The sequence below is a fragment of the Paenibacillus sp. FSL H3-0333 genome (assembly GCF_038002805.1).
GTDB lineage: Bacteria > Bacillota > Bacilli > Paenibacillales > Paenibacillaceae > Paenibacillus_AQ > Paenibacillus_AQ silagei.
Genome location: NZ_JBBODG010000001.1, coordinates 6,475,752 through 6,498,393, shown reverse-complemented (window position 1 = coordinate 6,498,393; position 22,642 = coordinate 6,475,752). Strand labels below are relative to the sequence as shown.

At 55.0% G+C, this 22,642-nt stretch carries 19 protein-coding genes and 1 riboswitch; of the genes, 17 read left to right on the top strand and 2 right to left on the bottom strand.

All coding sequences use genetic code 11. From position 1 onward, the window contains the following. Positions 1-41: 41 nt before the first annotated feature. The gene (locus MHH78_RS28505; protein ID WP_341169634.1) at positions 42-1,298 is read right to left on the bottom strand and encodes a helix-turn-helix domain-containing protein; all 1,257 of its coding nucleotides are present in this window, start codon (positions 1,296-1,298) and stop codon (positions 42-44) included. A 317-nt stretch (positions 1,299-1,615) separates the two neighbouring features. Here MHH78_RS28505 and MHH78_RS28500 point away from each other — a divergent pair, with 317 nt between their 5' ends. From MHH78_RS28500 to MHH78_RS28465, 8 genes are all read left to right on the top strand, one after another. Next, a complete protein-coding gene (locus MHH78_RS28500) occupies positions 1,616-3,895 on the top strand; it encodes a glycoside hydrolase family 3 C-terminal domain-containing protein (protein ID WP_341169633.1) in 2,280 nt (759 codons plus the stop codon). A 61-nt stretch (positions 3,896-3,956) separates the two neighbouring features. After that, positions 3,957-4,068: riboswitch (guanidine-I (ykkC/yxkD leader) on the top strand. 58 nt (positions 4,069-4,126) lie between these two features. Beyond that, entirely contained in the window at positions 4,127-4,486 is a 360-nt protein-coding gene (locus MHH78_RS28495; protein WP_341169632.1) for a DMT family transporter, read from the top strand. A gap of 1 nt (position 4,487) precedes the next feature. Beyond that, positions 4,488-4,802, top strand: coding sequence for a DMT family transporter (locus MHH78_RS28490; protein ID WP_341169631.1), 315 nt, complete (start codon positions 4,488-4,490; stop codon positions 4,800-4,802). Positions 4,803-4,912: 110 nt separating this feature from the next. Then, the gene (locus MHH78_RS28485) at positions 4,913-5,776 is read left to right on the top strand and encodes an aldo/keto reductase (RefSeq protein ID WP_341169630.1); all 864 of its coding nucleotides are present in this window, start codon (positions 4,913-4,915) and stop codon (positions 5,774-5,776) included. An 864-nt stretch (positions 5,777-6,640) separates the two neighbouring features. Then, positions 6,641-8,080, top strand: coding sequence for a PTS mannitol transporter subunit IICB (locus tag MHH78_RS28480; RefSeq protein WP_076079727.1), 1,440 nt, complete (start codon positions 6,641-6,643; stop codon positions 8,078-8,080). Between the two features lie 108 nt (positions 8,081-8,188). After that, positions 8,189-10,255 carry a BglG family transcription antiterminator gene (locus MHH78_RS28475; RefSeq protein WP_076079726.1) on the top strand — a complete coding sequence of 689 codons (2,067 nt, stop codon included), beginning with the start codon at positions 8,189-8,191 and terminating at the stop codon, positions 10,253-10,255. A 16-nt stretch (positions 10,256-10,271) separates the two neighbouring features. Further along, positions 10,272-10,706, top strand: coding sequence for a PTS sugar transporter subunit IIA (locus MHH78_RS28470; protein ID WP_076079725.1), 435 nt, complete (start codon positions 10,272-10,274; stop codon positions 10,704-10,706). Beyond that, a complete protein-coding gene (locus MHH78_RS28465; RefSeq protein ID WP_341169629.1) occupies positions 10,706-11,851 on the top strand; it encodes a mannitol-1-phosphate 5-dehydrogenase in 1,146 nt (381 codons plus the stop codon). Before MHH78_RS28470 ends, MHH78_RS28465 begins: the two co-directional genes overlap by 1 nt. Before the next feature lie 203 nt (positions 11,852-12,054). Here MHH78_RS28465 and MHH78_RS28460 read toward each other — a convergent pair whose 3' ends face one another. Beyond that, positions 12,055-13,128: a M42 family metallopeptidase gene (locus MHH78_RS28460; protein ID WP_341169628.1), complete on the bottom strand. Its 1,074-nt coding sequence runs from the start codon at positions 13,126-13,128 to the stop codon at positions 12,055-12,057. A 148-nt stretch (positions 13,129-13,276) separates the two neighbouring features. Here MHH78_RS28460 and MHH78_RS28455 point away from each other — a divergent pair, with 148 nt between their 5' ends. The 9 genes from MHH78_RS28455 (at position 13,277) to MHH78_RS28415 (ending at position 22,635) form a co-directional block, all read left to right on the top strand. Continuing rightward, complete coding sequence (locus tag MHH78_RS28455; protein ID WP_209878112.1) at positions 13,277-13,453, top strand: hypothetical protein; 177 nt, start codon at positions 13,277-13,279, stop codon at positions 13,451-13,453. Positions 13,454-13,587: 134 nt separating this feature from the next. Beyond that, entirely contained in the window at positions 13,588-14,085 is a 498-nt protein-coding gene (gene spoVAC / locus MHH78_RS28450) for a stage V sporulation protein AC (RefSeq protein ID WP_076079722.1), read from the top strand. A 3-nt stretch (positions 14,086-14,088) separates the two neighbouring features. Further along, positions 14,089-15,123 (top strand): stage V sporulation protein AD, encoded by a 1,035-nt coding sequence (gene spoVAD, locus MHH78_RS28445; RefSeq protein ID WP_076079721.1) that lies wholly within the window; start codon positions 14,089-14,091, stop codon positions 15,121-15,123. Continuing rightward, positions 15,120-15,470, top strand: a complete 351-nt coding sequence (gene spoVAE / locus MHH78_RS28440) for a stage V sporulation protein AE (protein WP_036697920.1) — start codon at positions 15,120-15,122, stop codon at positions 15,468-15,470. Before spoVAD ends, spoVAE begins: the two co-directional genes overlap by 4 nt. A 231-nt stretch (positions 15,471-15,701) precedes the next feature. After that, entirely contained in the window at positions 15,702-17,402 is a 1,701-nt protein-coding gene (locus MHH78_RS28435; protein ID WP_076079720.1) for a methyl-accepting chemotaxis protein, read from the top strand. A 164-nt stretch (positions 17,403-17,566) separates the two neighbouring features. Next, positions 17,567-18,523 carry an AAA family ATPase gene (locus MHH78_RS28430; protein ID WP_076079719.1) on the top strand — a complete coding sequence of 319 codons (957 nt, stop codon included), beginning with the start codon at positions 17,567-17,569 and terminating at the stop codon, positions 18,521-18,523. A gap of 1 nt (position 18,524) precedes the next feature. Further along, a complete protein-coding gene (locus MHH78_RS28425; protein ID WP_339313211.1) occupies positions 18,525-19,775 on the top strand; it encodes a DUF58 domain-containing protein in 1,251 nt (416 codons plus the stop codon). Beyond that, a complete protein-coding gene (locus MHH78_RS28420) occupies positions 19,772-22,015 on the top strand; it encodes a DUF4129 domain-containing transglutaminase family protein (RefSeq protein ID WP_341169627.1) in 2,244 nt (747 codons plus the stop codon). Before MHH78_RS28425 ends, MHH78_RS28420 begins: the two co-directional genes overlap by 4 nt. A 95-nt stretch (positions 22,016-22,110) precedes the next feature. Then, on the top strand, positions 22,111-22,635 hold the full coding sequence (locus MHH78_RS28415) for a YqeG family HAD IIIA-type phosphatase (protein WP_036697929.1): 525 nt from the start codon (positions 22,111-22,113) through the stop codon (positions 22,633-22,635). The last annotated feature ends 7 nt before the right edge of the window (positions 22,636-22,642 follow it).

The window sequence follows — 22,642 nt, the reverse complement described above, 5'->3', positions numbered from 1 at the left end:
AGGATTGCCCTCATAGCAGAATCATACCATAATTCTGGAAACTACTTGGAGTGCTGCTTGAATTGTCTCGGGGTGAGGCCGGTATACTTCTTGAATACCTTGGTGAAATAGCTCTGGTCGTTAAAATGCAGACGGGTAGCAATATCCGACAGCGTGATACCGGGCTGCTGGATCAGACGCTTGGCTTCTTCGACCCGCTGCTGCTGGATATAGTCGCTGATGGCGGTGCCGGTTTCTTTTTTGAACAGCTGGGACAGATAACTGGCGCTCATTCCGGCGTATTCAGCCAGCCTGCCGAGTGGCAACTCCTCATACAGATGATTGTAAATATAATTCCGGCACCGGTCGGAGATGCGGGAATGTCTTGCGCTGCGGCTGCCCTCTACCTGATCGGCAAAGTCACAGAGCGCAGCCAGCATAGCCCGGTCCACCGCCGGAATATCGCGGAGCTCCTCAATATACTGGATATGGAAGTCGCTTAGCGTATAGGCAATCTCCCAGAACAGCCCGCCTTCAATCGCCGCGCGGGTGGCCAGCGTGATGGAGGAGACAGCCAGATTTTTTTTGCTGCGCAGCTGGCTTTTGCGGGACAACCTTCCGTAGCTCTCTTCGGCAAAAGAAGCATGGGTCCGCAGCAGCCCCGCCTTGTCCCCACTGGTAATATAGCGGAACATTTCGCGTTCCTGCATCGGGTCATGGTGCAGCCATGTATGCTCGCGGCGGTAGGACAAGTCCAGATCCGGGCTGTCGTCCGCCGGATACAGCGGTTCCGCCAGCGGACCCGCCGCCAGCAGCAGCTCCGTTACGGATAATGCCTGCCCGGTGACAAGCGTGTAGAGCAGCAGCGCCGCATGATACCAGCGCCTCCGGCTAATTATAGGCAGGTTGCCGTAATACTCTAGCCAGCTTGCCTGCTGCCCGGGCGGGATGTTGTGGTCGCGCAGCAGGCTGGCTGCATTATCACCGGTAACAGGTGCGTTCAGCGCCGGGCCGGTGACGATGGCCCCTTCAGCGCCGGGAAGCTGGAGAATAATGAAATTCTCCAGAAAGCCAGTCGCGTACAGACGCGGTAACGCGGGTGCGGCGGCTTCCGCGCTGGGGTCCGCACGCACTAGCTCCATCACCTCAACCGGCAGTCCGCCCGTTCCCTGAACGGAAGGGCGGTTTAGTGCAGCCGGTCCCAGGGCTAGACGGGGCGCAGCCGCTTCATCAACCCACAAGACCGGGACCCGGTAAGCTTCGTAGATCAGCTTGCAGATGTAGTGTATACCTTCGTCATTCCCGATTCCCTTCGCCATAGGCCGCCCCCCTTTTTTAAAATATAATTTATATAATTCACGCTATACATTATCTTTCGCCGTTTCCACTTGTTGTTTAGGAAATTATGATTTTCTTCTGTTGTGATAAAAGCATACATTGTGCTCACATGCAGGCGCATGGCCCGAATGTATGCGAATAACAGCATACATTTGCTGGCGCGCAGTTAATCTCATTCACCCGTAAGGGTGATTTTGTTCTCTACTTAGAATACCAAAAATCGAATGAGAGTACCATAATTGGCCGGAACAGTCGTATAGAATGGAGTCAAGAAACCGTATTCATAGGAGGCTATATAATGGCAAAGGACGTAACAGAGCTTCAAAAGCTCATTTCGCAAATGACACTGGAAGAGAAGGCCGGACTCTGCTCCGGGCTGGATTTCTGGAACACCAAAGGCATTGAACGTCTGGGTATCCCCTCAGTGATGGTAACAGACGGTCCCCACGGTCTCCGCAAGCAGCAGGGTGACGCAGACCATCTTGGATTGAATAACAGTGTACCGGCAACCTGTTTTCCGTCAGCAGCCGGACTTGCCTCCTCGTGGGACCGTGATCTGATCTTCAGGGTGGGCGAGGCGCTGGGAACGGAATGCCAGGTGGAGAATGTCGCCGTTCTGCTCGGACCAGGCAATAATATCAAGCGTTCTCCGCTGAATGGGCGGAACTTTGAATATTTCTCGGAGGACCCGTTCCTGGCCTCAGAGATGGCTGCAAATCATGTGAAGGGTGTGCAGAGCCAGGGAGTGGGGACGTCGCTGAAGCATTATGCTGCCAATAACCAGGAACACCGCCGCATGTCAGTGGATGCGGTTATTGATGAGCGGACGCTCCGCGAGATCTACCTCGCCAGCTTCGAGGGCACGGTGAAGCAGAGCCAGCCGTGGAGTGTGATGTGCTCGTATAATCAGGTGAACGGAGAGTATGCTTCCGAGAGCTATGAGCTGCTGACCAAGGTGCTGCGTGAGGAATGGGGCTTCGAAGGCTTCGTCGTGTCCGACTGGGGAGCTGTCAATGAGCGGGTAAAGGCACTGGCAGCAGGGCTTGAGCTGGAAATGCCGTCAAGCGCTGGAATCGGAGACGCCAAGATTGTAGCGGCTGTGAAGAGCGGTGAATTGGCTATGGAGACGCTGGATCTCGCTGTAGAGCGGATGCTGGCCTTTATCTTCAAAAGTGTCGAAAACCGCAACCCGCAAGCGGTCTTCGATGCAGATAAGCATCATCACCTTGCACGCGAAGTGGCCCGGGAGAGTATGGTGCTGCTGAAGAACGAAGGCGGGATTCTGCCGCTCGTGAAGAGCGGCCGGATCGCCGTGATCGGTGAATTCGCCAAGCAGCCGCGGTATCAGGGCGGGGGCAGCTCGCATGTGAATCCATCCCGGATGGATGATGCCTTCGTCGAATTGCAAGCTGTTGCCGGGGATGCGGCCAGCTTCCTGTACGCACAGGGCTATGAGCTGGAGAGCGATGACATCAATGCTGATCTGCTGCGCGAAGCCTGTGATACAGCAGCTAAGGCGGATGCAGCTGTGCTGTTCCTTGGTCTGCCTGACCGCTACGAATCGGAGGGCTATGACCGTAGCCATCTGCTGCTTCCTGCGAGCCATAAGGCGCTGATTGAAGCGGTGGCCGAGGTTCAGAGCGAAATTATTGTAGTGCTGAGCAACGGCGCGCCGGTCGAGATGCCTTGGCTGCATAGGGCGAAGGCGGTGCTTGAAGGCTACCTGGGCGGTCAGGCTTTTGGCGGTGCGGTTGCGGATCTGTTGTTCGGCGAAGTGAGCCCGAGCGGTAAGCTGGCGGAGACCTTCCCTATGAAGCTGAGCGACAATCCGTCATTCCTGAACTTCCCCGGTGAAGGCGATACGGTGGAGTACAAGGAAGGCTTGTTCGTAGGCTACCGTTATTATGACAAAAAAGAAATCGAGCCGCTGTTCCCCTTCGGCTACGGCCTTAGCTACACGGAATTCGAGTACAGTCGCCTGCTGCTAGATCAGACCCGCATTCAGGACACAGATACCGTTCAGGTATCGGTCACTGTCAAGAACACCGGCAGCAGAGCGGGCAAGGAAGTCGTACAGCTCTATGTCAGTGATGTGGAGAGCCGTGTGATCCGTCCGCTGCAGGAGCTGAAGGGCTTCGGCAAGATTGAGCTGCAGCCTGGGGAAGAACGCATCGTAACCTTCACTTTGGATAAGCGTTCCTTTGCCTACTACAATGTGAAGCTGGCTGACTGGCATGTAGAGAGCGGGATGTTCAAGATATCTGTTGGAGCTTCGTCACGCGATATCCGCCTGAGCACGGAGCTTGAGGTAGAATCCACCGTGAAGCTGCCCACCCGGTTCCACCGCAACACCACCGTCGGTGACCTGCTTGCCAATCCGCTGACGGAGGAGAAGGCGAAGAGCTTCAGCAGCGTGTTCGGGCTGGAGGATGTGCTTGGCGACAATCCGGAGATGCTGCTGGCCATGATGAAATACATGCCGCTGCGCGCCATGATCGGCTTCGGTCAGGGTAAGTATACCGAGGCGGATCTGGAAGCGGATCTACAGGAGCTGAACAGGCTGGCCGGACAGGAGTAAGAGATACAGAGTTGCTTTTGGCAACGTAATTTGCTAACATACGTTATAAGTTCATAAGCAGTTAATAGTTCTCTAGGGTTCCGCAGCAGGTACACACCGCTGGCCTGGTCCGAGGGAGAACACACGGATGAAGCCAATCCGTGTATACACGGAGGGACAAAAGCCCGGGAGGTATCGTCAATAATGACGATAACCTTCCGGGCTTATTTTATGAAACAGGAGGCAGGAGAAATGAAGAAGAGCACTAAGAGCTGGATCATGATTGCAGGCGCTGCTTGCTTTGAAGTGGTATGGGTCATCGGGCTGAAGCACGCCTCCGCTCCATGGGAATGGGCGGTTACTGTAGCGGCTATCGTGATCAGCTTCTACGCCCTCATCTGGGCCAGCGGCAGGCTGCCGGTCGGGACGGTCTATGCTGTATTTGTCGGACTTGGAACCGCGGGTACCGTTCTGGCGGGAGGAGTTCTATTCGGTGAACCGCTGCGGCCGTTGAAGCTGTTGTTGATTGGCCTGCTGCTGGCCGGGGTCGTCGGACTGAAGCTGGTTACCCCGGCTCAGGCTGAATCTGAACAGACAAAGGGGCTGAACTGATATGGCATGGGTGATGCTGATTGCCGCTGGTATATGTGAAATGTTCGGGGTCGCCATGATTGGCAAGCTGCACAAGGACCGCAACTGGCAGTCTGTCTGCCTGCTGGTTCTAGGCTTCGGGGCAAGCTTCCTGCTGCTGTCTCTGGCGATGGAGAGTCTGCCGATGGGGATTGCATATGCGATCTGGACAGGGATTGGAGCGTCAGGGGCAGCGGTTATGGGCATGTTGTTCTACGGTGAAGCCCGCGATCCGCGGCGGATCTTCTGCATCGTGCTGATTCTCGGTGCGGTTGCCGGATTGAAGCTGATCGGCTGAGAATTCCGCTGAAACGTTACTGAGTTGGACACTTAACGGATGTTTCGTTGCCCTGGATATGGTAAGTATAGTAAGTAAGAACATTATTCTTATAAGGAGACTTATCACATATGAGCAGACCTGTATCTGAGAATATCCGCCTGAAGGACGGAGCCGTGCTGCCCAGACTGGGGCAGGGAACGTGGCGGATTGGCGACCAGCCGGGGAAGCGGGCAGAAGAGATTGCTGCGCTTCGCCAGGGTGTAGAGCTGGGGATGAGTCTGATTGATACGGCTGAGATGTACGGGGACGGCCGCTCCGAGGAGCTGGTTGGTGAAGCGCTGCGGGGAATCCGCGACAGCGTATTTCTGGTCTCCAAGGTCTATCCGCATAATGCGGGCGGGACTAAGCTGATTAGCAGCTGCGAAGCCAGTCTGAAGCGGCTCGGCACGGACCATCTGGACCTGTACCTGCTGCATTGGCGCGGCAACATTCCTCTGGAAGAGACCGTGGAGGGGATGGAGGCACTGGTTGCTTCGGGCAAAATCGCCCGCTGGGGCGTATCCAATCTGGATACGGCAGATATGCAGGAGCTGCTGAGTATTCCCGGCGGCAATCACTGCGCAGTCAATCAAGTGCTCTACCATCTGGGCTCAAGAGGGATCGAGCATGATCTGCTGCCCTGGCTGAGAGGACATAAGATTCCTGTCATGGCCTATTCTCCGCTGGCCCAGGCAGGCACGCTGAGAAAAGGGCTGACTGAGAATGAAGCTGTGCAGCAGATTGCCCGGAATCATGAGGTCACTCCGCTGCAGGTTCTGCTGGCCTGGAGTATCCGGGACGAGGATATCCTGGCTATCCCCAAAGCCGCCACCCGCGAACATGTGAATGAGAATGCCGCTGCCGCGAAGCTTGTGCTTTCAGACGAAGAGTTGTGGCAGCTCGACGATGCTTTTCCCCAGCCGTCGTGGAAGGTTCCGCTGGACATGATTTAATCATAGCTTAACCGCTGTTGCATGGCATAGCTGTCTCCGCTGAGGGGGCGGCTTTTTTGTTGTCTGGGAAACAGTAATATGGAAGCTGCTAAGGTACGTGAGCCAAATGTATGCGGAAAACCGAATACAATACGCGACATGAAGGTGTGTGAGCCAAATGTATGCGGAAAACCGAATACAATATGCGACATGAAGGTACGTGAGCCGATTTTATGCGGAAAACCGAATACAATGTGCTGACGCAAAGGTGCGGGGTCGGATACCGCCTACAGGCTGTAAATGAGGGGCACTAATGCTCCTGAATTTGCAGAAAGTGGGCCGAGGGAGCCAATGAGGAGCACTAATACCCCTGAATTTGCAAAAAGTGGGCCGAGGGAGCCAATGAGGGGCACTAATGCTCCTGAATTCGCGGAATGAGCGCCAAAGGAGCCAATGAGGAGCACTAATGCTCCTGAATTCGCAGAAAGTGAACCAAAGGTGTAAATGAGGAGCACAAGTGCCCCTGAATTCTCCGCATGCCCCCGACAGCGGGCAAATATAGCTGTATGAGCTACACCCCTAAGTTCTTACATTATCCATCCGCAGGTTGATTCTGTTCTTTACACTACCTAAGCCTTAAATGATATTATACCGGAATTTGTGCAACCTATGGAGAAGCTTGTAGGCCGTTGGAAGCAAGGCGGATACTGGACTTAAGCCCCTTGGCAGGAGCTCTTAAATGTTGTCAACAACGTTCATGCCGAAACCGTGTTTTCAATTTGGTGACAAAGAAAGCGCTTTGATTTACGATGTGTTCAAAGGGAAAACACCTTTCAGTATGCGGTGCGGAAGGTTCCCGTTCATTACAATAAGGGGGCATCTTAAATGGCCACAACGGCAACGAAACAAGCTTCATCCGGCGGTGCAAGGGTGAAGGTTCAACAATTCGGACGTATGCTCAGCGGTATGGTTATGCCGAATATCGGCGCTTTTATCGCTTGGGGATTGATTACAGCATTATTCATTCCAACGGGCTGGTATCCCAATGAGAGCCTTGCAGCTCTAGTAGGGCCAATCATTAACTACCTGCTTCCTCTCTTGATCGGGTACACCGGCGGACAGATGGTTCACGGCAAACGCGGTGCTGTCATCGGCGCGCTGGTCACCATGGGGGTTATCGTCGGCTCGACGATTCCAATGTTCCTGGGTGCGATGATTGTCGGTCCGCTGGCTGCCTGGGTGCTGAAGCAGTTCGACAGAGCTGTGGACGGCAAAATCAGAGCCGGGTTCGAAATGCTGGTCAACAACTTCTCGTTGGGCATCATCGGTGGTGCGCTGACTCTGGGAGCCTTAAAGGGCGTTGGACCGCTGGTTCAAGGCTTGACCAATATCCTCTCGAATGGCGTGGAGTTCCTGGTGAACCATAACCTGCTGCCGCTCATTAATATCATCATTGAGCCGGCCAAGGTATTGTTCCTGAACAATGCAATTAACCACGGGGTACTGGGACCGATTGCGCTTGAAGAGTCCCAGAGAATCGGCAAATCCATCCTGTTCATGCTTGAATCGAATCCGGGTCCTGGTCTGGGTATCCTGCTTGCATACTGGCTGGCGGGCAAAGGCTCTGCCAAATCCTCCGCACCGGGCGCTATTATCATTCACTTCCTGGGTGGGATTCATGAGATCTACTTCCCTTACATCCTGATGAACCCTCGTCTGATTCTGGCGGTCATCGGCGGCGGAATGTCCGGTACATTCACCTTCCAGATGCTGGGCGCCGGTCTGGTAGCTTCGCCTTCACCAGGCAGTATCTTTGCCTATTTCGCAATGACGCCTAAGGGCGGATATCTTCCGATGATTGCAGGGGTTGTCGTGGCTACCATCGTATCGTTCCTGATTGCAGCTGTGCTTCTGAGATCTTCCAAGAGTAATGATGAAGAGGAGATGGATCTGGAAGCGGCAGAAGCCAGAATGAGAGACATGAAGTCGGCCGGTACAGCAGCACAGACCGCCGCAACTACAGCTGTAGCTTCCAATGTCCGCAGCAAAGCCAATGTGAACAAAATCGTCTTCGCTTGTGATGCAGGGATGGGATCCAGTGCCATGGGCGCTTCGGTCCTGAGAAAGAAGCTGCAAAATGCAGGGGTGAATGTCACCGTTACGAACTCTGCGGTCAGTGAAATTCCGGCGGATGCGGATATCGTGGTCACCCAGAAAACTCTTACCGACCGGGCGATTGCCAGCAATCCGCAGGCAGAGCATATCTCGATCGATAACTTCCTGAAGAGCCCGAAATATGATGAGCTCGTAGAACGTTTGAAGTAAGAGGCACAAGTGTAAAATCTAAGTATATAGTTCTCGCTGAAACGGATGCCGTCCCTTATAGGACGGCATATCCGTTTGTACTTGATGCAAGGCGGAGGGTTAGCGGAAATGACGAAAATTACCGCCAGACAGCGCCAGATCCTGTGGCTTCTGCTTGAAGCAAGCGGAGAGATTACCGCTGTAAAAATTGCCGAGGCTACCGGGGTAAGCGTAAGAACCGTACACCGGGAGATGGAGGATATAGAGTCCGCGCTTGAGGACTTTGGTCTTGATCTGATCAAAAAATCAGGCAAAGGCATCCAGTTGAGCGGCCCGGAGGCCGGTCTTGCGGAGCTGCGCCTATTCCTGCGGGAAGAGAAGCCGGCGGATTATTCCGGCGAAGACCGCAAGGTATTCGAGCTCTGCGTGCTGTTGGAGGCAGAGGAGCCGGTGAAGCTGTTCACACTTGCGCATTCCCTCAAGGTTACAGTTGCTTCTATTAGCTACGATCTGGATGAACTGGAGCAATGGGTCCGTAAGTTCGGCCTGGAGCTGGTTCGTAGACGAGGCTACGGCGTAGAAATCACCGGCAGCGAGATCGACAAGCGCCGGGCGATTGGACGGTTAGCCGCAGAGCATCTGGATTTGTCTGATCTGGTTGGCCATGGTTCTGTGGCTGAGAGCAATCCGGCTTTTCGTGTTCTATTAACTACAGTTGGACAATCCAACCTTATGGAAGTAGAGAATACGCTGTGGGATATGGAATGGAAATGGACTGCGGAGCTGCCCGAAATTGTCTATATGGAGATGCTCCTGGCCCTTGCTGTCACTACCCGGCGGATTGAGCTTAGCCGAAGCATCGACAGCGGGGCGGAAGCGGGCTATTCCAGGGTGTCCGATCACCGGAACATTGCCGGAGCCGAGCGATTTGTGGGGCAGCTCGCTGAGGTGCTTAAGCTGAAAATCCCCCGGGTAGAGATTCTGTATATCGCCGGGCTGTTCGACCGGGTCCAGGATTCCTTCTCCTCGTCGGGCTACGCCTATGGCGATATTGAATTAATGGAGATTGTCTATAAGCTGACGGAGAGTGTGGTCAAGCGGACAGGGCTGCCTTTTCAGAGTGACCGTACTCTGCGCGAGGGGCTGCTGGAGCATATTGATCCGGCGCTGAAGCGGATCCGGGAAGGCACACGGATCCGCAACCCGCTGCTCGGCCCGATCCGCAGGGATTACGAATATTTGTTCAACATCATCCGCGCAGCCGTGGAGGATATGCAGCTGGAACTTGCGATTCCGGATGAAGAGATCGGATTTCTGGTCATGCATTTCGGAGCTTCCGCAGAGCGGCTGAACCAGCTAAGGCGCAACGTAAGAGCCATTCTGGTCTGTGCCAGCGGTCTCAGCTCCTCCCGTCTGCTAGCCACCCGGCTGACCAAGGAAATGCCGCAGATTGAGATTCTCGGCAACATCTCCTGGTATGAGGCGGCGCGCCTGCCGGATGAAGATTACGATCTGATTATATCTACCATTGATCTGCCGATTGATAAGGAGCGTTACATCAAGATCAGCCCCCTGCTCACAGCGGAGGAGATTGAGAAGCTGCTGAATTACATCCAGAATACTACCCTGCGGGAACGAGGGAAGGGGATGTCCGGTGAACCGGAACATGCGGCGCGGGAGGAAGCCTCGCTTGAACGGCTCAGGAGCTACAAGGGTATTCTGGATGAGATCGTCAGCTTGCTGGAGCGGTTCCGCTTCCATCCGATTGATAATAAGGGGATGGATCTGTCAGCGACGATAGTGGAGATGCTGGAGACACTGAATGGAAACGGCGTGGTCGGGGATGCCGGTATTGTGCTGGAGCGTCTGCTCGAACGGGAGCGGATGACCAGCCAGGTGATCCCGGATACCGCATTGGCGCTGTTCCATACCAGAAGCAGCCATATTCACCTGTCCTCGCTGACCCTGTACCGGCTCGATCAGCCCGTAATTCTGGAGGGGGATACAGAGGTCAGAGTCATTCTGCTCATGCTGGCTCCGCGCAGACTCTCCAAGGAGAGCCTGGAGGTGCTCAGCGAGATCAGCGCACTGCTGCTGAACTCCGAGCTGGTTCAATTGCTGGAAGAGCGTTCAGAGTCAGAGATCCGGGGGTATTTGTCCTCGGAGCTGCTTCATTTTTTCCAAAATAAAAGTTGAAAGCGGGAGAAACCATATGAGTATACTGTCAGAAAATAAAGTGATTATGCACGGTGCCGCAAACGATAAATACGAAGCCATCAAGATGGCAGGCAAGCTGCTGGTTGATGCAGGGCATGTAACGGAAGAATATGTTCCCAAGATGCTGGAGCGCGAGGAAGTGGTGTCCACTTATATGGGCGGCGGATTGGCTATTCCGCATGGTACCAAGGAAGCGCGGCCTTTTATTAAGTCAACCGGGTTGTCGATCATCCGCTTTCCGGACGGGGTGGATTTCGGCGGCGATGAGCCGGCGTTTGTAGTCATCGGCATTGCAGCCGCAGGTGACGGGCATATGGAGGTTCTGACGAACGTGGCGATGATTTTCACCGAGGATGATGCCATTGACCGCGTAATGAACGCCCCTACGGCTGCTGATGTTATTGCAATTTTCGAAGGGGGACTGGAGTAATGAAGGCGGTCCATTTCGGCGCGGGCAATATCGGCAGGGGCTTCATCGGGCTGCTGCTGTCGCATGCGGGCTATGAAGTTACTTTTGTGGATGTGAATGAGGCCTTTGTTACCCAGCTCAAGGAACGCGGCGAGTATCCGGTCACGCTGGCCAGCGACGGTCAGGAAACGGTCATCGTGAAGAATGTAACGGCTCTTAGCAGTGTCACGCATGCGGATGAAGTGGCGGCCGCCATTGCTGAAGCCGATCTGGTTACAACCGCGGTCGGCGTGTCCATTCTGAAGCACATTGCGGGAACGGTGGCGGACGGCATCCGCCGGAGAGTAGCTGTCTCCTCCGCACCGCTGCATGTCATTGCCTGCGAGAATGCGATTGGCGGCAGTGCACAGCTCAAGGAGCTGGTGTACGCGAAGCTCGATGAAGCTGCACGTGAGAAGGCTGAATCTTCGGTTGCTTTTCCTAACGCGGCAGTGGACCGGATCGTTCCGCTCCAGCAGCATGAGGATATTCTGAAGGTGGTCGTTGAGCCGTTCTATGAATGGGTGGTGGACGCCTCGCAGATGATCCCGGGCTATACGCCGGTTGAAGGTGTGCATTATGTAGAGAATCTGGAGCCGTATATTGAACGCAAGCTCTTCACTGTGAACACGGGGCACTGCTCTGCGGCGTACCTGGGCTATCTGCAGGGCTACGAGACCATACAGCAGGCTATGGCGGATGAGGCGTTAACGGCGAAGGTTCGTGAGGTACTCGAGGAGACCGGCGCGGTGCTGGTCCAGAAGCATGGCTTCGATGAAGTAGAGCACAGTAAGTATATCGATAAAATCCTGGAGCGCTTCCGCAATCCGGCGCTGACCGATGAGGTGTCCCGTGTAGGCCGTTCGCCGCTGCGCAAGCTGTCGCCAAATGACCGTCTGGTATCCCCTGCAACGCAGGCGTATGACAGAGGGCTGAGCTACACGGCGTTGACACGTTCCATGGCCGGTGCGCTGCTGTTCAAGGCAGGCGATGACCCCGAAGCGGTGGAGCTGGGGGCCGCAATCGCGGAGCTTGGAGCAGAAGCAGCGCTGACGAAGTATACGGGTCTTGCTGCGGATCACCCTATTCATCAGTCGGCGATGGAGCAATACGCGAAGCTGAGCTAAGCTCATATGAGCTAACAACATATAAATACAGCCGCAGGGAAAGCCTATAAGCTTATCCCTGCGGCTGTTTGCGTTAGTCTGTGACTCTTAAAAGAGTGGCAATACGGTTTTTCGCTTGAAAGATAAGACTTTATATGTTCTGGGGTCCCCGCTAAGTACTTGAATAAGCTTCGGAGCTAAAGCCCCACTTTGTGGGGAGGCTATTAGCTGTTCTCCAGAATCGTCTGCAGTGTCGTGCGGTCCAGTCCTTGTACCAGCTTAATCAGCAGCTCTTTGGCTGCCGCATAATCATCACTGTGGATGATCGAGGTTGCCGTGTGGATGTAACGGGAGCAAATCCCGATCACCGCTGAAGGAATACCGATTCCGCTGAGATGCACCTGACCCGCATCCGTTCCTCCCTGGGAGACGAAATACTGGTATTTGATCTTATGGGTATCAGCCGTATCCTGCACATATTCAATCAGTCCCCGGTGGGTAATCATCGTCGGGTCAAAAATACGCAGCAGCGCGCCCTGGCCCAGATGGCCGAAGGCCTGGCGGTCGCCGGTCATATCGGCAGCGGCGCTGGCATCCAGCCCGAAGAAAATATCCGGCTGCAGCAGATTGGCAGCCGTCCGGGCACCGCGCAGCCCGACCTCTTCCTGAACGGTAGCGCCGCAGTAGAGCGTATTCGGCAAGGCTTGTCCGTGCAGTTCCTTCATTAATTCAATAGCCAGGCCGACACCGTAGCGGTTGTCCCAGGCCTTGGCCATAATCTTCTTCGGATTGGCCAGCGGTGTGAACGGGCAGACCGGCACGACCTGCTGTCCCGGAGCTACACCGAAGCTCTGCGCCTCTTCCCGGCTGTCTGCGCCGATATCGATGTACATCTTGCTGATCTCCCCGGCCTTGCCGCGTTCATCCGCGCTCAGCAGATGGATAGGTGTACTGCCGACCACGCCGTTCAGCGTACCCTTCGGCGTAATAATCTGCAGGCGCTGTGAGGCCACGGCCGAAGCCAGCCATCCGCCCAGCGGTGTGAAGCGGATCATCCCGTTGTCTGTAATGCCGGTAACCATGAAGCCTACCTCATCGAAATGGCCGGCCACCATAATCTTGGGACCGCTTACTTCACCGCGCATCACGCCGAACAGGCTGCCCAGTCGGTCCTGTACAAATTCGTCCGTATAAGGCGTCATTGCCTCTTTGACATAAGCGCGCAGTTCGCGCTCGAAGCCGGAGGCTGAGGGGAATTCAGTCAATGTCTTAAATAATTCAAGTGTGTCTGTATTCATACATATATCGCTCCTTTATGTCATCTAGTATGAACATTGTTGCGCCTCTTGTCCATGCTGGAAGGGCAAATGAACACAGAGGCTCATTGTGCGAATACTATACGGTAAGGGCTCTGCAGGCAGGGGCCGGAGAAAGGAAGCGAGGAGAATGTGGCTCTCGGGGAGCGTAGCCCAGGCAGGCAGCCGGAGCGGTTTCCGGAAAGTGCCGGTCCGCAGGCAGGGCTTGCCCAGGCGGTACCGCCGCCGGTACGGGCGGGAGAATGAGGCAGTGCTGATTCTGGTGCTGTTTCTGCTGCTGATTGTTGTGCTGTTTTATTTTTCCTGAGCAGGAGGGACATAACGGGGCCGCCTGAAGTGAACAATAAGGAAAACTTAATTCCGCATAGCACGAAGGAACGGGACTACAGCTTACCCGCTGCCCGTTCCCTTTCGTATCCAACAGTTCAGGGGGTGTCTGCATTGCCGGCAAAAACAAAAAAGTCAGGCGTCAAGCTGAACCTTGACGGTCTGACCCCGAAGGCTTATCAGGAATTGGCCAAGCCTTACGTGCCTTCTCGTCCTGTATTCAAAAATTGTATACGCGCCTTCCTCTCCGGGGGACTCATCTGTGTGCTGGGACAAGGCATCCAGGAAGCATTCATGGCGATATTCGATATGACCTCAAGAGAGGCGGCAAGTCCGACCGTGGCCATTCTGATTCTGCTCTCCGTCATTCTGACCAGCTTCGGGGTATATGACAAGCTCGCCCAGTGGTGCGGTGCAGGCACAGCGGTGCCCGTCACAGGATTCGCCAACAGCATGTGCTCTGCCGCACTGGAGCACAGGGCTGAAGGGCTGGTACTGGGCGTGGGCGGGAACATGTTCAAGCTGGCCGGGTCGGTTATTGTGTTCGGTGTCGTTGCCGCTTTTATCGTGGGTGTAGTGTATGCCGTTATGGGCTGGGGAGGTGCGCATTAAACGATGAAGCAGCTCGGCAGTCAGACCTGGGAATTTACGAACCGTCCGGTGATCCTTGGGACATCCGCTGTAGTGGGGCCTGAAGAGGGAGAAGGGCCGCTGGCCTCAAGCTTCGACTTCGTCTATGATTCGCTGGAGATGGGCGAGAAGACATGGGAGAAGGCAGAGCGCGCCCTGTTCGAAAAAGCCGCCAAGCTCGCCCTGATGAATGCGAATCTGGAGCAGGAGAAGCTGGAGTTCTTCGTCGGCGGGGATCTGATGAATCAGATCATCAGCAGCTCCTTCGCCGCGCGGAAGCTCGGCGTGCCTTACTTGGGAGTGTTCGGTGCCTGCTCCACCTCGATGGAGAGCCTGGCGATCGCCTCCATGATTGTGGATTCCGGCGGCGGCAAGTACGCGCTGGCCGGCACATCCAGCCATAACTGTACAGTTGAGAAGCAGTTCCGCTACCCGACAGAGTATGGCTCGCAGAAGCCGCCCACCGCCCAATATACCGTTACAGGCTCCGGCTGCGCAGTGGTAGGAGTGAACGATGGGACGGTTCAAGGGCCGCTTGTGGTGTACGCAACGCTTGGGCGCATCATGGACCTGGGGCTGAAAGATCCGTTCAATATGGGAACGGCCATGGCCCCTGCAGCCGCCGATACCATCACGGCACATTTCCGCGATACGGGGCTGTCGCCTAGTCACTATGATCTGATTGTTACGGGCGATCTGGCTTCCGTCGGCTTGCCGATTGCCAAGGATCTGCTGGCCAAGGAAGGCATCCCAATGGAGCAGACGGTCTTCAATGACTGCGGCCTCATGATGTACGACCTGGACAAGCAGAAGTATGTCATTGCCGGGGGAAGCGGCGCGGGCTGCTCGGCCACAGTAACCTACGGGCATATTATCGGCCGGATGAAGAAGGGTGAGTTGAAACGGGTATTAATCGTGGCGACTGGAGCGCTGCTCTCGCCGCTGTCTTATCAGCAAGGGGAGAGTATTCCGTGCGTAGCCCATGCGGTAGCCCTGGAGATCGGAGGTGAGGGAGCATGATTTATTTATGGGCTTTTCTGGTCGGAGGAGCGATATGCGTGATCGGCCAGCTGATGTTCGATGTGCTGAAGCTGACTCCGGCCCATACCATGAGTACGCTGGTGGTGCTTGGAGCGGCTGCCGATGCTTTTGGCATCTACGATCCGCTCGTGAAATTCGCCGGAGCCGGGGCCAGCGTACCCATTACCAGCTTCGGGAATTCCTTGGTCCACGGCGCGCTGACTGAGCTGGAGCGCGATGGCTGGGTCGGTGTCGTCACCGGGATCTTCGATGTGACCAGCGCCGGGATTTCCTCGGCGATTGTCTTCTCTTTCCTGGCTGCGCTGGTGGTCCGGCCGAAGGGGTAGCGCAGCATAGATAAGTATATTCGGGACCGCTTCCTCTTCTGGCGGTCTTTTATAAACGGATGTCGTCCCTATAAAGGAGGCATCCGTTTATGCTTGTTTTTGGGTCTTAACAGTAATTTGAATAAATAAAAAATATATAATCGAAATATTAACGAAATGTCAGCTTTTGTCGATATAGATGTATGCTTGTGCAATCAAGAGAATACATAAGTTAACGGGGGAAGCGTAGAGATGAAAATAAATATACGATTGAAGATGCTGCTTGCTTTTTTTGTTGTCGTAGCACTGCTGTTTGTCAGTAGCACTGCTTCTCTGCTCAGCCTGAACAAGCTTGGAGAAACAGCGAAAGACATCGACTCACACTGGATGCCCAGTGTCACGATTCTTGGTACGCTGAATGGAGATGTCTCGGATGTTGAACGCCTTGCGCTGAATCTGGTGCTGGAGCAGAATACTGCGCAAAGAGACAAGGTTCAAGCCGATTATAATGATGTGCTTAAGAAGGTGGACGACGGACTTAAGGTCTATGAAGCCCTGATCAGCTCCGATGAGGAGAGGGAAATCTACAAGGGCTTTACTGAACAATATGCGTCCTATCTGGCCAAGCTGCCGGAGATTATTAGTGCCGGAGAGGCCAAGGACTATGGCAAGGCCAATATGCTGCACAAAGAATCCTATGGGCTGTGGTATAACGCGAATAACACTATTATGAAGCTGATTGAACTTAATAACAGCGGAGCCGCCTTGATGAACGATGAAGCGGTGGCGAATTACGTTTCAGGACAGCGGATGATCATTGTCTTCAGCGCTGCCGCGATCCTGGTTGCGATTGTGATCTCGATCCTGCTGTCGAACTCCATCTCGCGTCCGGTGCTGAGAATCAGCCGTGCTGCGGAACGTATCGCTGGCGGGGACCTGACCGGTGAACCGGTAACCGTGAAGAGCAGGGACGAGATGCATACACTCTCGCTTGCATTCAATGCAATGGTACAGAATCTCCGGAGCCTCATTCAGGCTGTAAACGCGACGACAGAGCTTGTAGTTACTTCCTCCGAAGAGCTGACAGCAAGTGCAGAGCAGAGCAGCCAGGCGTCTATGCAGATTACAGAGACAATGCAGGAAGTAGCCAGCGGGGCTGCACTTCAGGTGGATATGGTTGGGAAATCTACGCAGGCTATTGAAGAGATGTCCGTTGGTGTAGAACAGATTGCTGTACGCGCCCAGTCTGTCTTCGCATCTGCACAAGGAGCAGCCCAGAAGTCTGCCGAAGGGAATCAGCGGATTCAGGAAGCAGTGACACAGATGAACGCTGTGAATCAGTCGGTTACAGAGCTCGGTGGCATGATGTCGGCGCTCGGAGAACGTTCCAATGAAATCGGCAAAATCGTTAGTGTCATTACCGGCATCGCGGGACAGACCAACCTTCTGGCGCTCAATGCTGCCATTGAAGCTGCGCGTGCCGGAGAACAGGGACGGGGCTTTGCTGTGGTTGCAGGAGAAGTCCGCAAGCTTGCAGAGCAGTCCGCCGGCTCAGCCCAGCAGATTACCGAACTGGTAGAAGCCATCCAATCCGATACCGTCACAGCGATTGAAGCGGTAACGTTGAACGGACAGGATGTCGCTGCTGGGCTGGAAGCCGTCCGCAGCGCCGGTAATTCCTTCGAGCATATTCTGAATACTGTCAATCAGGTTACCGGAGAGATTGAGGAAGTATCGGCCGGATCAGAGCAGCTGTCAGCAGGAACGGATGAAGTGGTCAACTTCATCAAGCAGATATCTGTCGCAGCCGAGAATGGAGCGGCGGGAACACAGCATGTATCGGCTGCTACCGAGGAGCAGCTGGCTTCAATGGAAGGCATCTCAGCTTCGGCCGCTTCATTGTCCACTATCGCTGAAGAGCTTCAGGAGCAGATCGGCAAATTCAAGGTTTAATGTCAAGTACGACAGGTACTGCAGCACAATTCCCTTATCCGGGATTTGTGCTGTTTGTTTTGGCATTTACAGTGATATCACCAGCCTAACATGTACTTTCGGTACTCCTATCATGTAAAATGTATATATTACTGCTTATTCTGATATAGGAGGGTTTAATATACATGCCCGTACGTCAAGAATCCACGCAAATTATGAACGCTGTCCGCACTAATCTGGAATCCTGTATTCTCGGTAAAAGCTTTGAAATAGAACTGCTGCTGACTGCACTGTTAGCAGGCGGACATGTCCTGATTGAGGATGTTCCGGGGACTGGAAAAACCCAGCTTATCCGCGCGCTCTCCCGGTCGATGTCCGGCGAATACCGGCGCATCCAGTGTAACCCGGATATTCTTCCGAGTGATATTACCGGCGTATCCGTCTATCATCCACGTGATGAGATGTTCCACTTCCGTCCGGGTCCGGTGATGACCAATATCCTGCTGGCCGATGAGATCAACCGGGCGACCACCAAGACCCAGTCCGCACTGCTTGAGGTAATGGAAGAACGCAATGTTACGGTCGATGGAGAGACCTATCCCCTTCCGCACCCGTTCATGCTCTGTGCGACCCAGAATCCGATAGATTTCGAGGGAACCTATACCCTTCCCGAAGCTCAGCTGGACCGCTTCATGCTGCGGATCAGCCTGGGCTACCCCGATGCCGATACCGAGAAGAACCTGCTGCTAACCCATCAGCAGGGCCAGCCGGTGGACAGGCTGGCTCCCGTAACCAGCATGGAGACGATTGCGGCCATTCAGGAGGAGATCCGCGATGTGTTCATCAGCGAGCCGGTGCTGAACTACCTGCTGGATGTGGTCCGCCAGACGCGGGTGCATCCGCTGGTGCTGCTCGGCGCAAGCCCCCGGGCATCCTTATCATTCATGATGGCCTGCAAGGCCTACGCTTTTCTCCAGGGACGGGATTATGTGCTGCCTGATGATGTGAAGACCCTGACCCCGTATACACTGGGACACCGGATCCTGCTGCGGCCGGAATCACGCCTGGACAACGTCAGCATGGACTCCCTGCTGCAGAAGCTGCTTCAGAGCATTAACGTGCCTGTAACCATGAGGCAATAAGATGAGGGCCTTACTTACGCGGGCTGCCGCTGCGGTTCAGCTGAGGAAGTTCACGGGCGTTCTGGCGATTTGGGTCATTACACTCTTCTACGTGCTGTTTCAGGGCGGCAAAACCTCGTTCATGCTGTTCATCATGGTCTCTGTTCTTTTTCTGTATCTGTTCATTGGCGGTCTTGAAGGGGTCCGGCGGGCCAGAGGCGCACGCAGCTTCTATTCCGAACAGGATAAGCCGGATCTGCTCTATGCCGGGGGTTTTCTCAAGGTGAAGCTGGAAGTAACCATTCCGGGATTTCTGCCTTTGCCCTATGTGGTGGTAAGAGAAATTCTGAAGCGCCATAACGGAGAGTCCTGGGTGTTCGAGGAGAGCCTGATTCCGAACATGGGCGGACGGGGCGAGCTGCTGTTCCAGACGCCGCTGCTGGAGCGGGGCCGTTATTCTTTTGAGAATACGGATATTCTGAGCGAGGATATCTTCGGTCTGATGGAGCATAAGGGGACTTTCAAGGCAGAAGGCCAATTCCGGGTGATGCCCCGGGCCGTCGTAGTGCCGCGCTGGCAGCTGTATGAGCGTAAGGCGCGGCTGTCGGGGCCGCAGGTATCGCTGCTTCAGTCCAGGCGCGAGACCACGCAGATCAACGGTGTCCGTGATTATGTCTACGGGGACCGCCTGACGCGCATTCACTGGAATGCAACGGCGAAGACCGGCGAGTGGAAGTCGAAGGAATTCGAGCATGAATCCGTTCCCAGAACCATTCTGGTGCTGGACGGAACCTCCAGCGGCTATTACAACTCCGCACAATTCGAGCTGGCAGTCTCGGTCACGGCTTCTCTCCTCGGCTTCGGCATCCGGGAGCGGATCGGCATCGGCCTGTGCTGTCTGGATAAGCATAATAAGGTGTTCAGTCCGGCGGAAGGCAATGCCGAGCGGCAAAAGATGATTCAGTATTTAATAGACATCAACGCAGAAGGCAAGGGGCCGCTGATTGACAGGCTGGAGAGTGTCCAGCGGATGTTCCCCAAGGGATCGTATTTCGTACTGATCAGTCCGCAGAGCGGCAGAGCGGTACTGGATACGCTGCGCTGGGCGGAGAACCGGGGGATGACCCCTTCCCACATTCATGTTCTTCATCCTTCCGGGAAATACCGGGCCGGAGAGTGGCAGAATATTCTGCACTCGCATGGCGTTACCGGACATAGCATCAGCACACTTCAGGAGCTTCCTGCGGTACTTGGAGGTGATTCTGTCCGATGAAGCACTGGTTTCAGGCGATACGTTCCTCATGGCATCACGGGCTGACGCTGTTATGGCTGAGCATTATCGCTATGCAGTGGGTGTCCTATACGGTGCCCTTCTGGCTGCAGGAGACCACCGTTTCTGTGGCGCTAACCCTGCTGGCTGTTACAGCTATTGAAATCATTTTTCCGTTTAAAAGAGTGTACCGCATGCTGCTGGAAGGCGCGGCAGTGGTATTTATTGTATACAACGTGATTATCAGCTACGGGATTTACATTCCCGATCCTCTGCTGCCGGCATTTCTTGACCGGCTGCCCGGGATAGCGGTATCGATGATTCCTTACATCTGGTTTGCGCTGGGGGCCTGGGCGCTGCTGCTTGTGTCCGCCTGGTGGGTGAACGGCAAGGCGCGGATTCTGATGTTCATCGCAGCGAATATCACGGCCTTCGCCGCGCTGGATTCATTCACGACAGCGGTAATGTGGCAGGAGGTAGCTTGGACGGTCTTTGCCGGTATGGGCTGGCTGGTCACCCGGCATCTGAGGAATTTCCAGCTGCATTATCCGCGCGGCTGGACCTATATGCTGAGGTATCCGATGAAGGTTGCCTTGAATATAGCGATTATTTTCTCACTGGTTATCCTTGCCGGGGTGAATATGCCGGGCGTGCGTCCCACCTTGACCGACCCTTATACCGCCTGGCAAAAGTGGAACGGTAACTCCGTCTCGTCCAGACCCTCCTCCGGGAGCGGTGACAGCGCAAGCGGCGGGTCAGCGGCGAACGGGACGACCTCGGGCTACAGCCTGAATGATGACAATCTGGGCGGGGGCTTCAACTTCGATTATTCGCCGGTCATGCAAGTGACCTCCGATCTGCGCACCTATATGCGCGGCGAGATCCGCAGCGTGTATTCGGGCAAAGGCTGGACAGATGATGATACCTCCGGCCGGGGACCGCATAACGAGGTGCAGGTGGGCGAGCCGCTGGAACGTGCTGCCGCCTCCAAGACGGAGACCCGTACGCTCAAGCAGACCGTCAAGCTGCTCGGAGGGAACAGCTATCCGGTTCTGTTCGGCGGCTATTCGATCTCGGGGGTAGACTCGGTGGACGGGCAGGAACAGAGCAGCGGCTTGTCCTGGCGGAGTGAAGACAGTGAACTGCTGTGGAATCCCGGAGGCAAAACAAGAGCTTACCCGCAGACCTATGTGGTAACCTCGGAGGTGCCGGTGGTTCCCCTTAAGGAACTGAGCATGCAGACCTTCGAGCAGCTCTACAGCAACAAGAATATTGACGCGCAGTATCTTCAGCTCCCGGATAACTATCCTGAGCGGGTGAGCACGCTGGCCAAGGAGATTACAGCGAGAGCGCAGACGCCTTACGAGAAGACGATTCTGCTGCAGCAATATCTTCAAGCTTCTTTCCCTTATACGAATCAGCCGGATACCTCACGGGCCAGAAGCAAGGACATGGTCGAGAGCTTCCTGTTTGAGATTAAGGAGGGATACTGCGATTACTATTCCACGGCGCTTGTCACCATGGCGAGGTCACTGGATATACCGGCCCGCTGGGTGAAGGGATATGCTCCCGGGGAGCAGGCCGAGATTCCGGATAGCGTAATGCTTCAGCAGGGCGCTGCCGGTTATGTGAATAACAACTACACGATTACCAATGCGGACGCCCACTCCTGGGCTGAGATCTATTTCGGCGATTACGGGTGGGTTCCAGTAGAGGCAACGCCGGGCTTCGATGTTCCGGTGCTGACGCAGAGTGAGCAGGATAATCCGGACCAGCCTGAAGTAGAGGTTGAGGAGCCCGAGGAGCTTGAACCGGCGGCAGCGGGCCAGACGGACAAGTCTTCCGGATTCCATCCCGGCACCTGGGCCGTGGCTGGAGCAGCCGCTGTACTCCTGCTCTGGACCCTATTCCTGATCTGGCAGCGCCGGCTGAGCCTGCGTTTCCTGATTACCCGTATGCGTCTAGGCGGTCAGCCGAGTCCGGCGCAAAAAGTTGTCGCAGAAACGGAGCGCTGGGTAAGGTATATGCGCAGGAAGGGTATGCTGAAGAAAGAGCATGAAACTCTGCGCGAATCAGTGGCACGGTGGAGCGTGGAACGCCCGCAAGCTGCAGGCAGTCTTGCTGCGCTGCTGAAGATGTTCGAGCGGGCGAATTACAGCCCTGAGGTTATTGAAGACAAAGACTGGCACAGCGTGTATACTGAAGCTTTGCGGCTGCGAAAAAGCATGAAGTCCGGCAAGTAATGCCCACTGGTGATGAAATGCTGCCGGACCCTGGGGTTTTTGCAGTCCTATAGAGCCGGGTTACAAGTTTCCTGTATGAAAATGAGGTGAATGTATTGTTTGAAAGATTAGTCCCCAAGCTCCGGGTAAACACGGTGTTTGATATCGCTCTGGAGGAGCTGTACCGCCAAGGCTACCGGGGAATTATTACGGATCTGGATAATACGCTGGTCGGCGCCAAGGCGCCGCTGGCTACTCCTGAGCTGCTGCTCTGGTTCGCCAAGGTGAAGGAGCTGGGCTTCAAGCTTGTGATCGTATCCAACAACAATATGGACCGGGTGTCGCGTTTTGCCACCCCGCTGAATATTGAATTTGTACATCAGGCCAAGAAGCCCAGCAATTCCCCGTTCCTGCGGGCCATGAAGCTGATGGAGCTGGGACCGGAGCAGACGATTGTAGTCGGCGACCAGATGCTGACCGATGTATACGGCGGCAACCGGCTGGGTCTGTTCACGGTACTCGTGCTGCCGATCTCGGTCAAGGATGAGGGAATAGGAACAAGAATTAACCGCAGAGTGGAGCAGATTGCCTTGACCCGTCTGCGGAAGCAAGGATTGTGGCAAGAGGAGGATAAATCTTAATGAATGC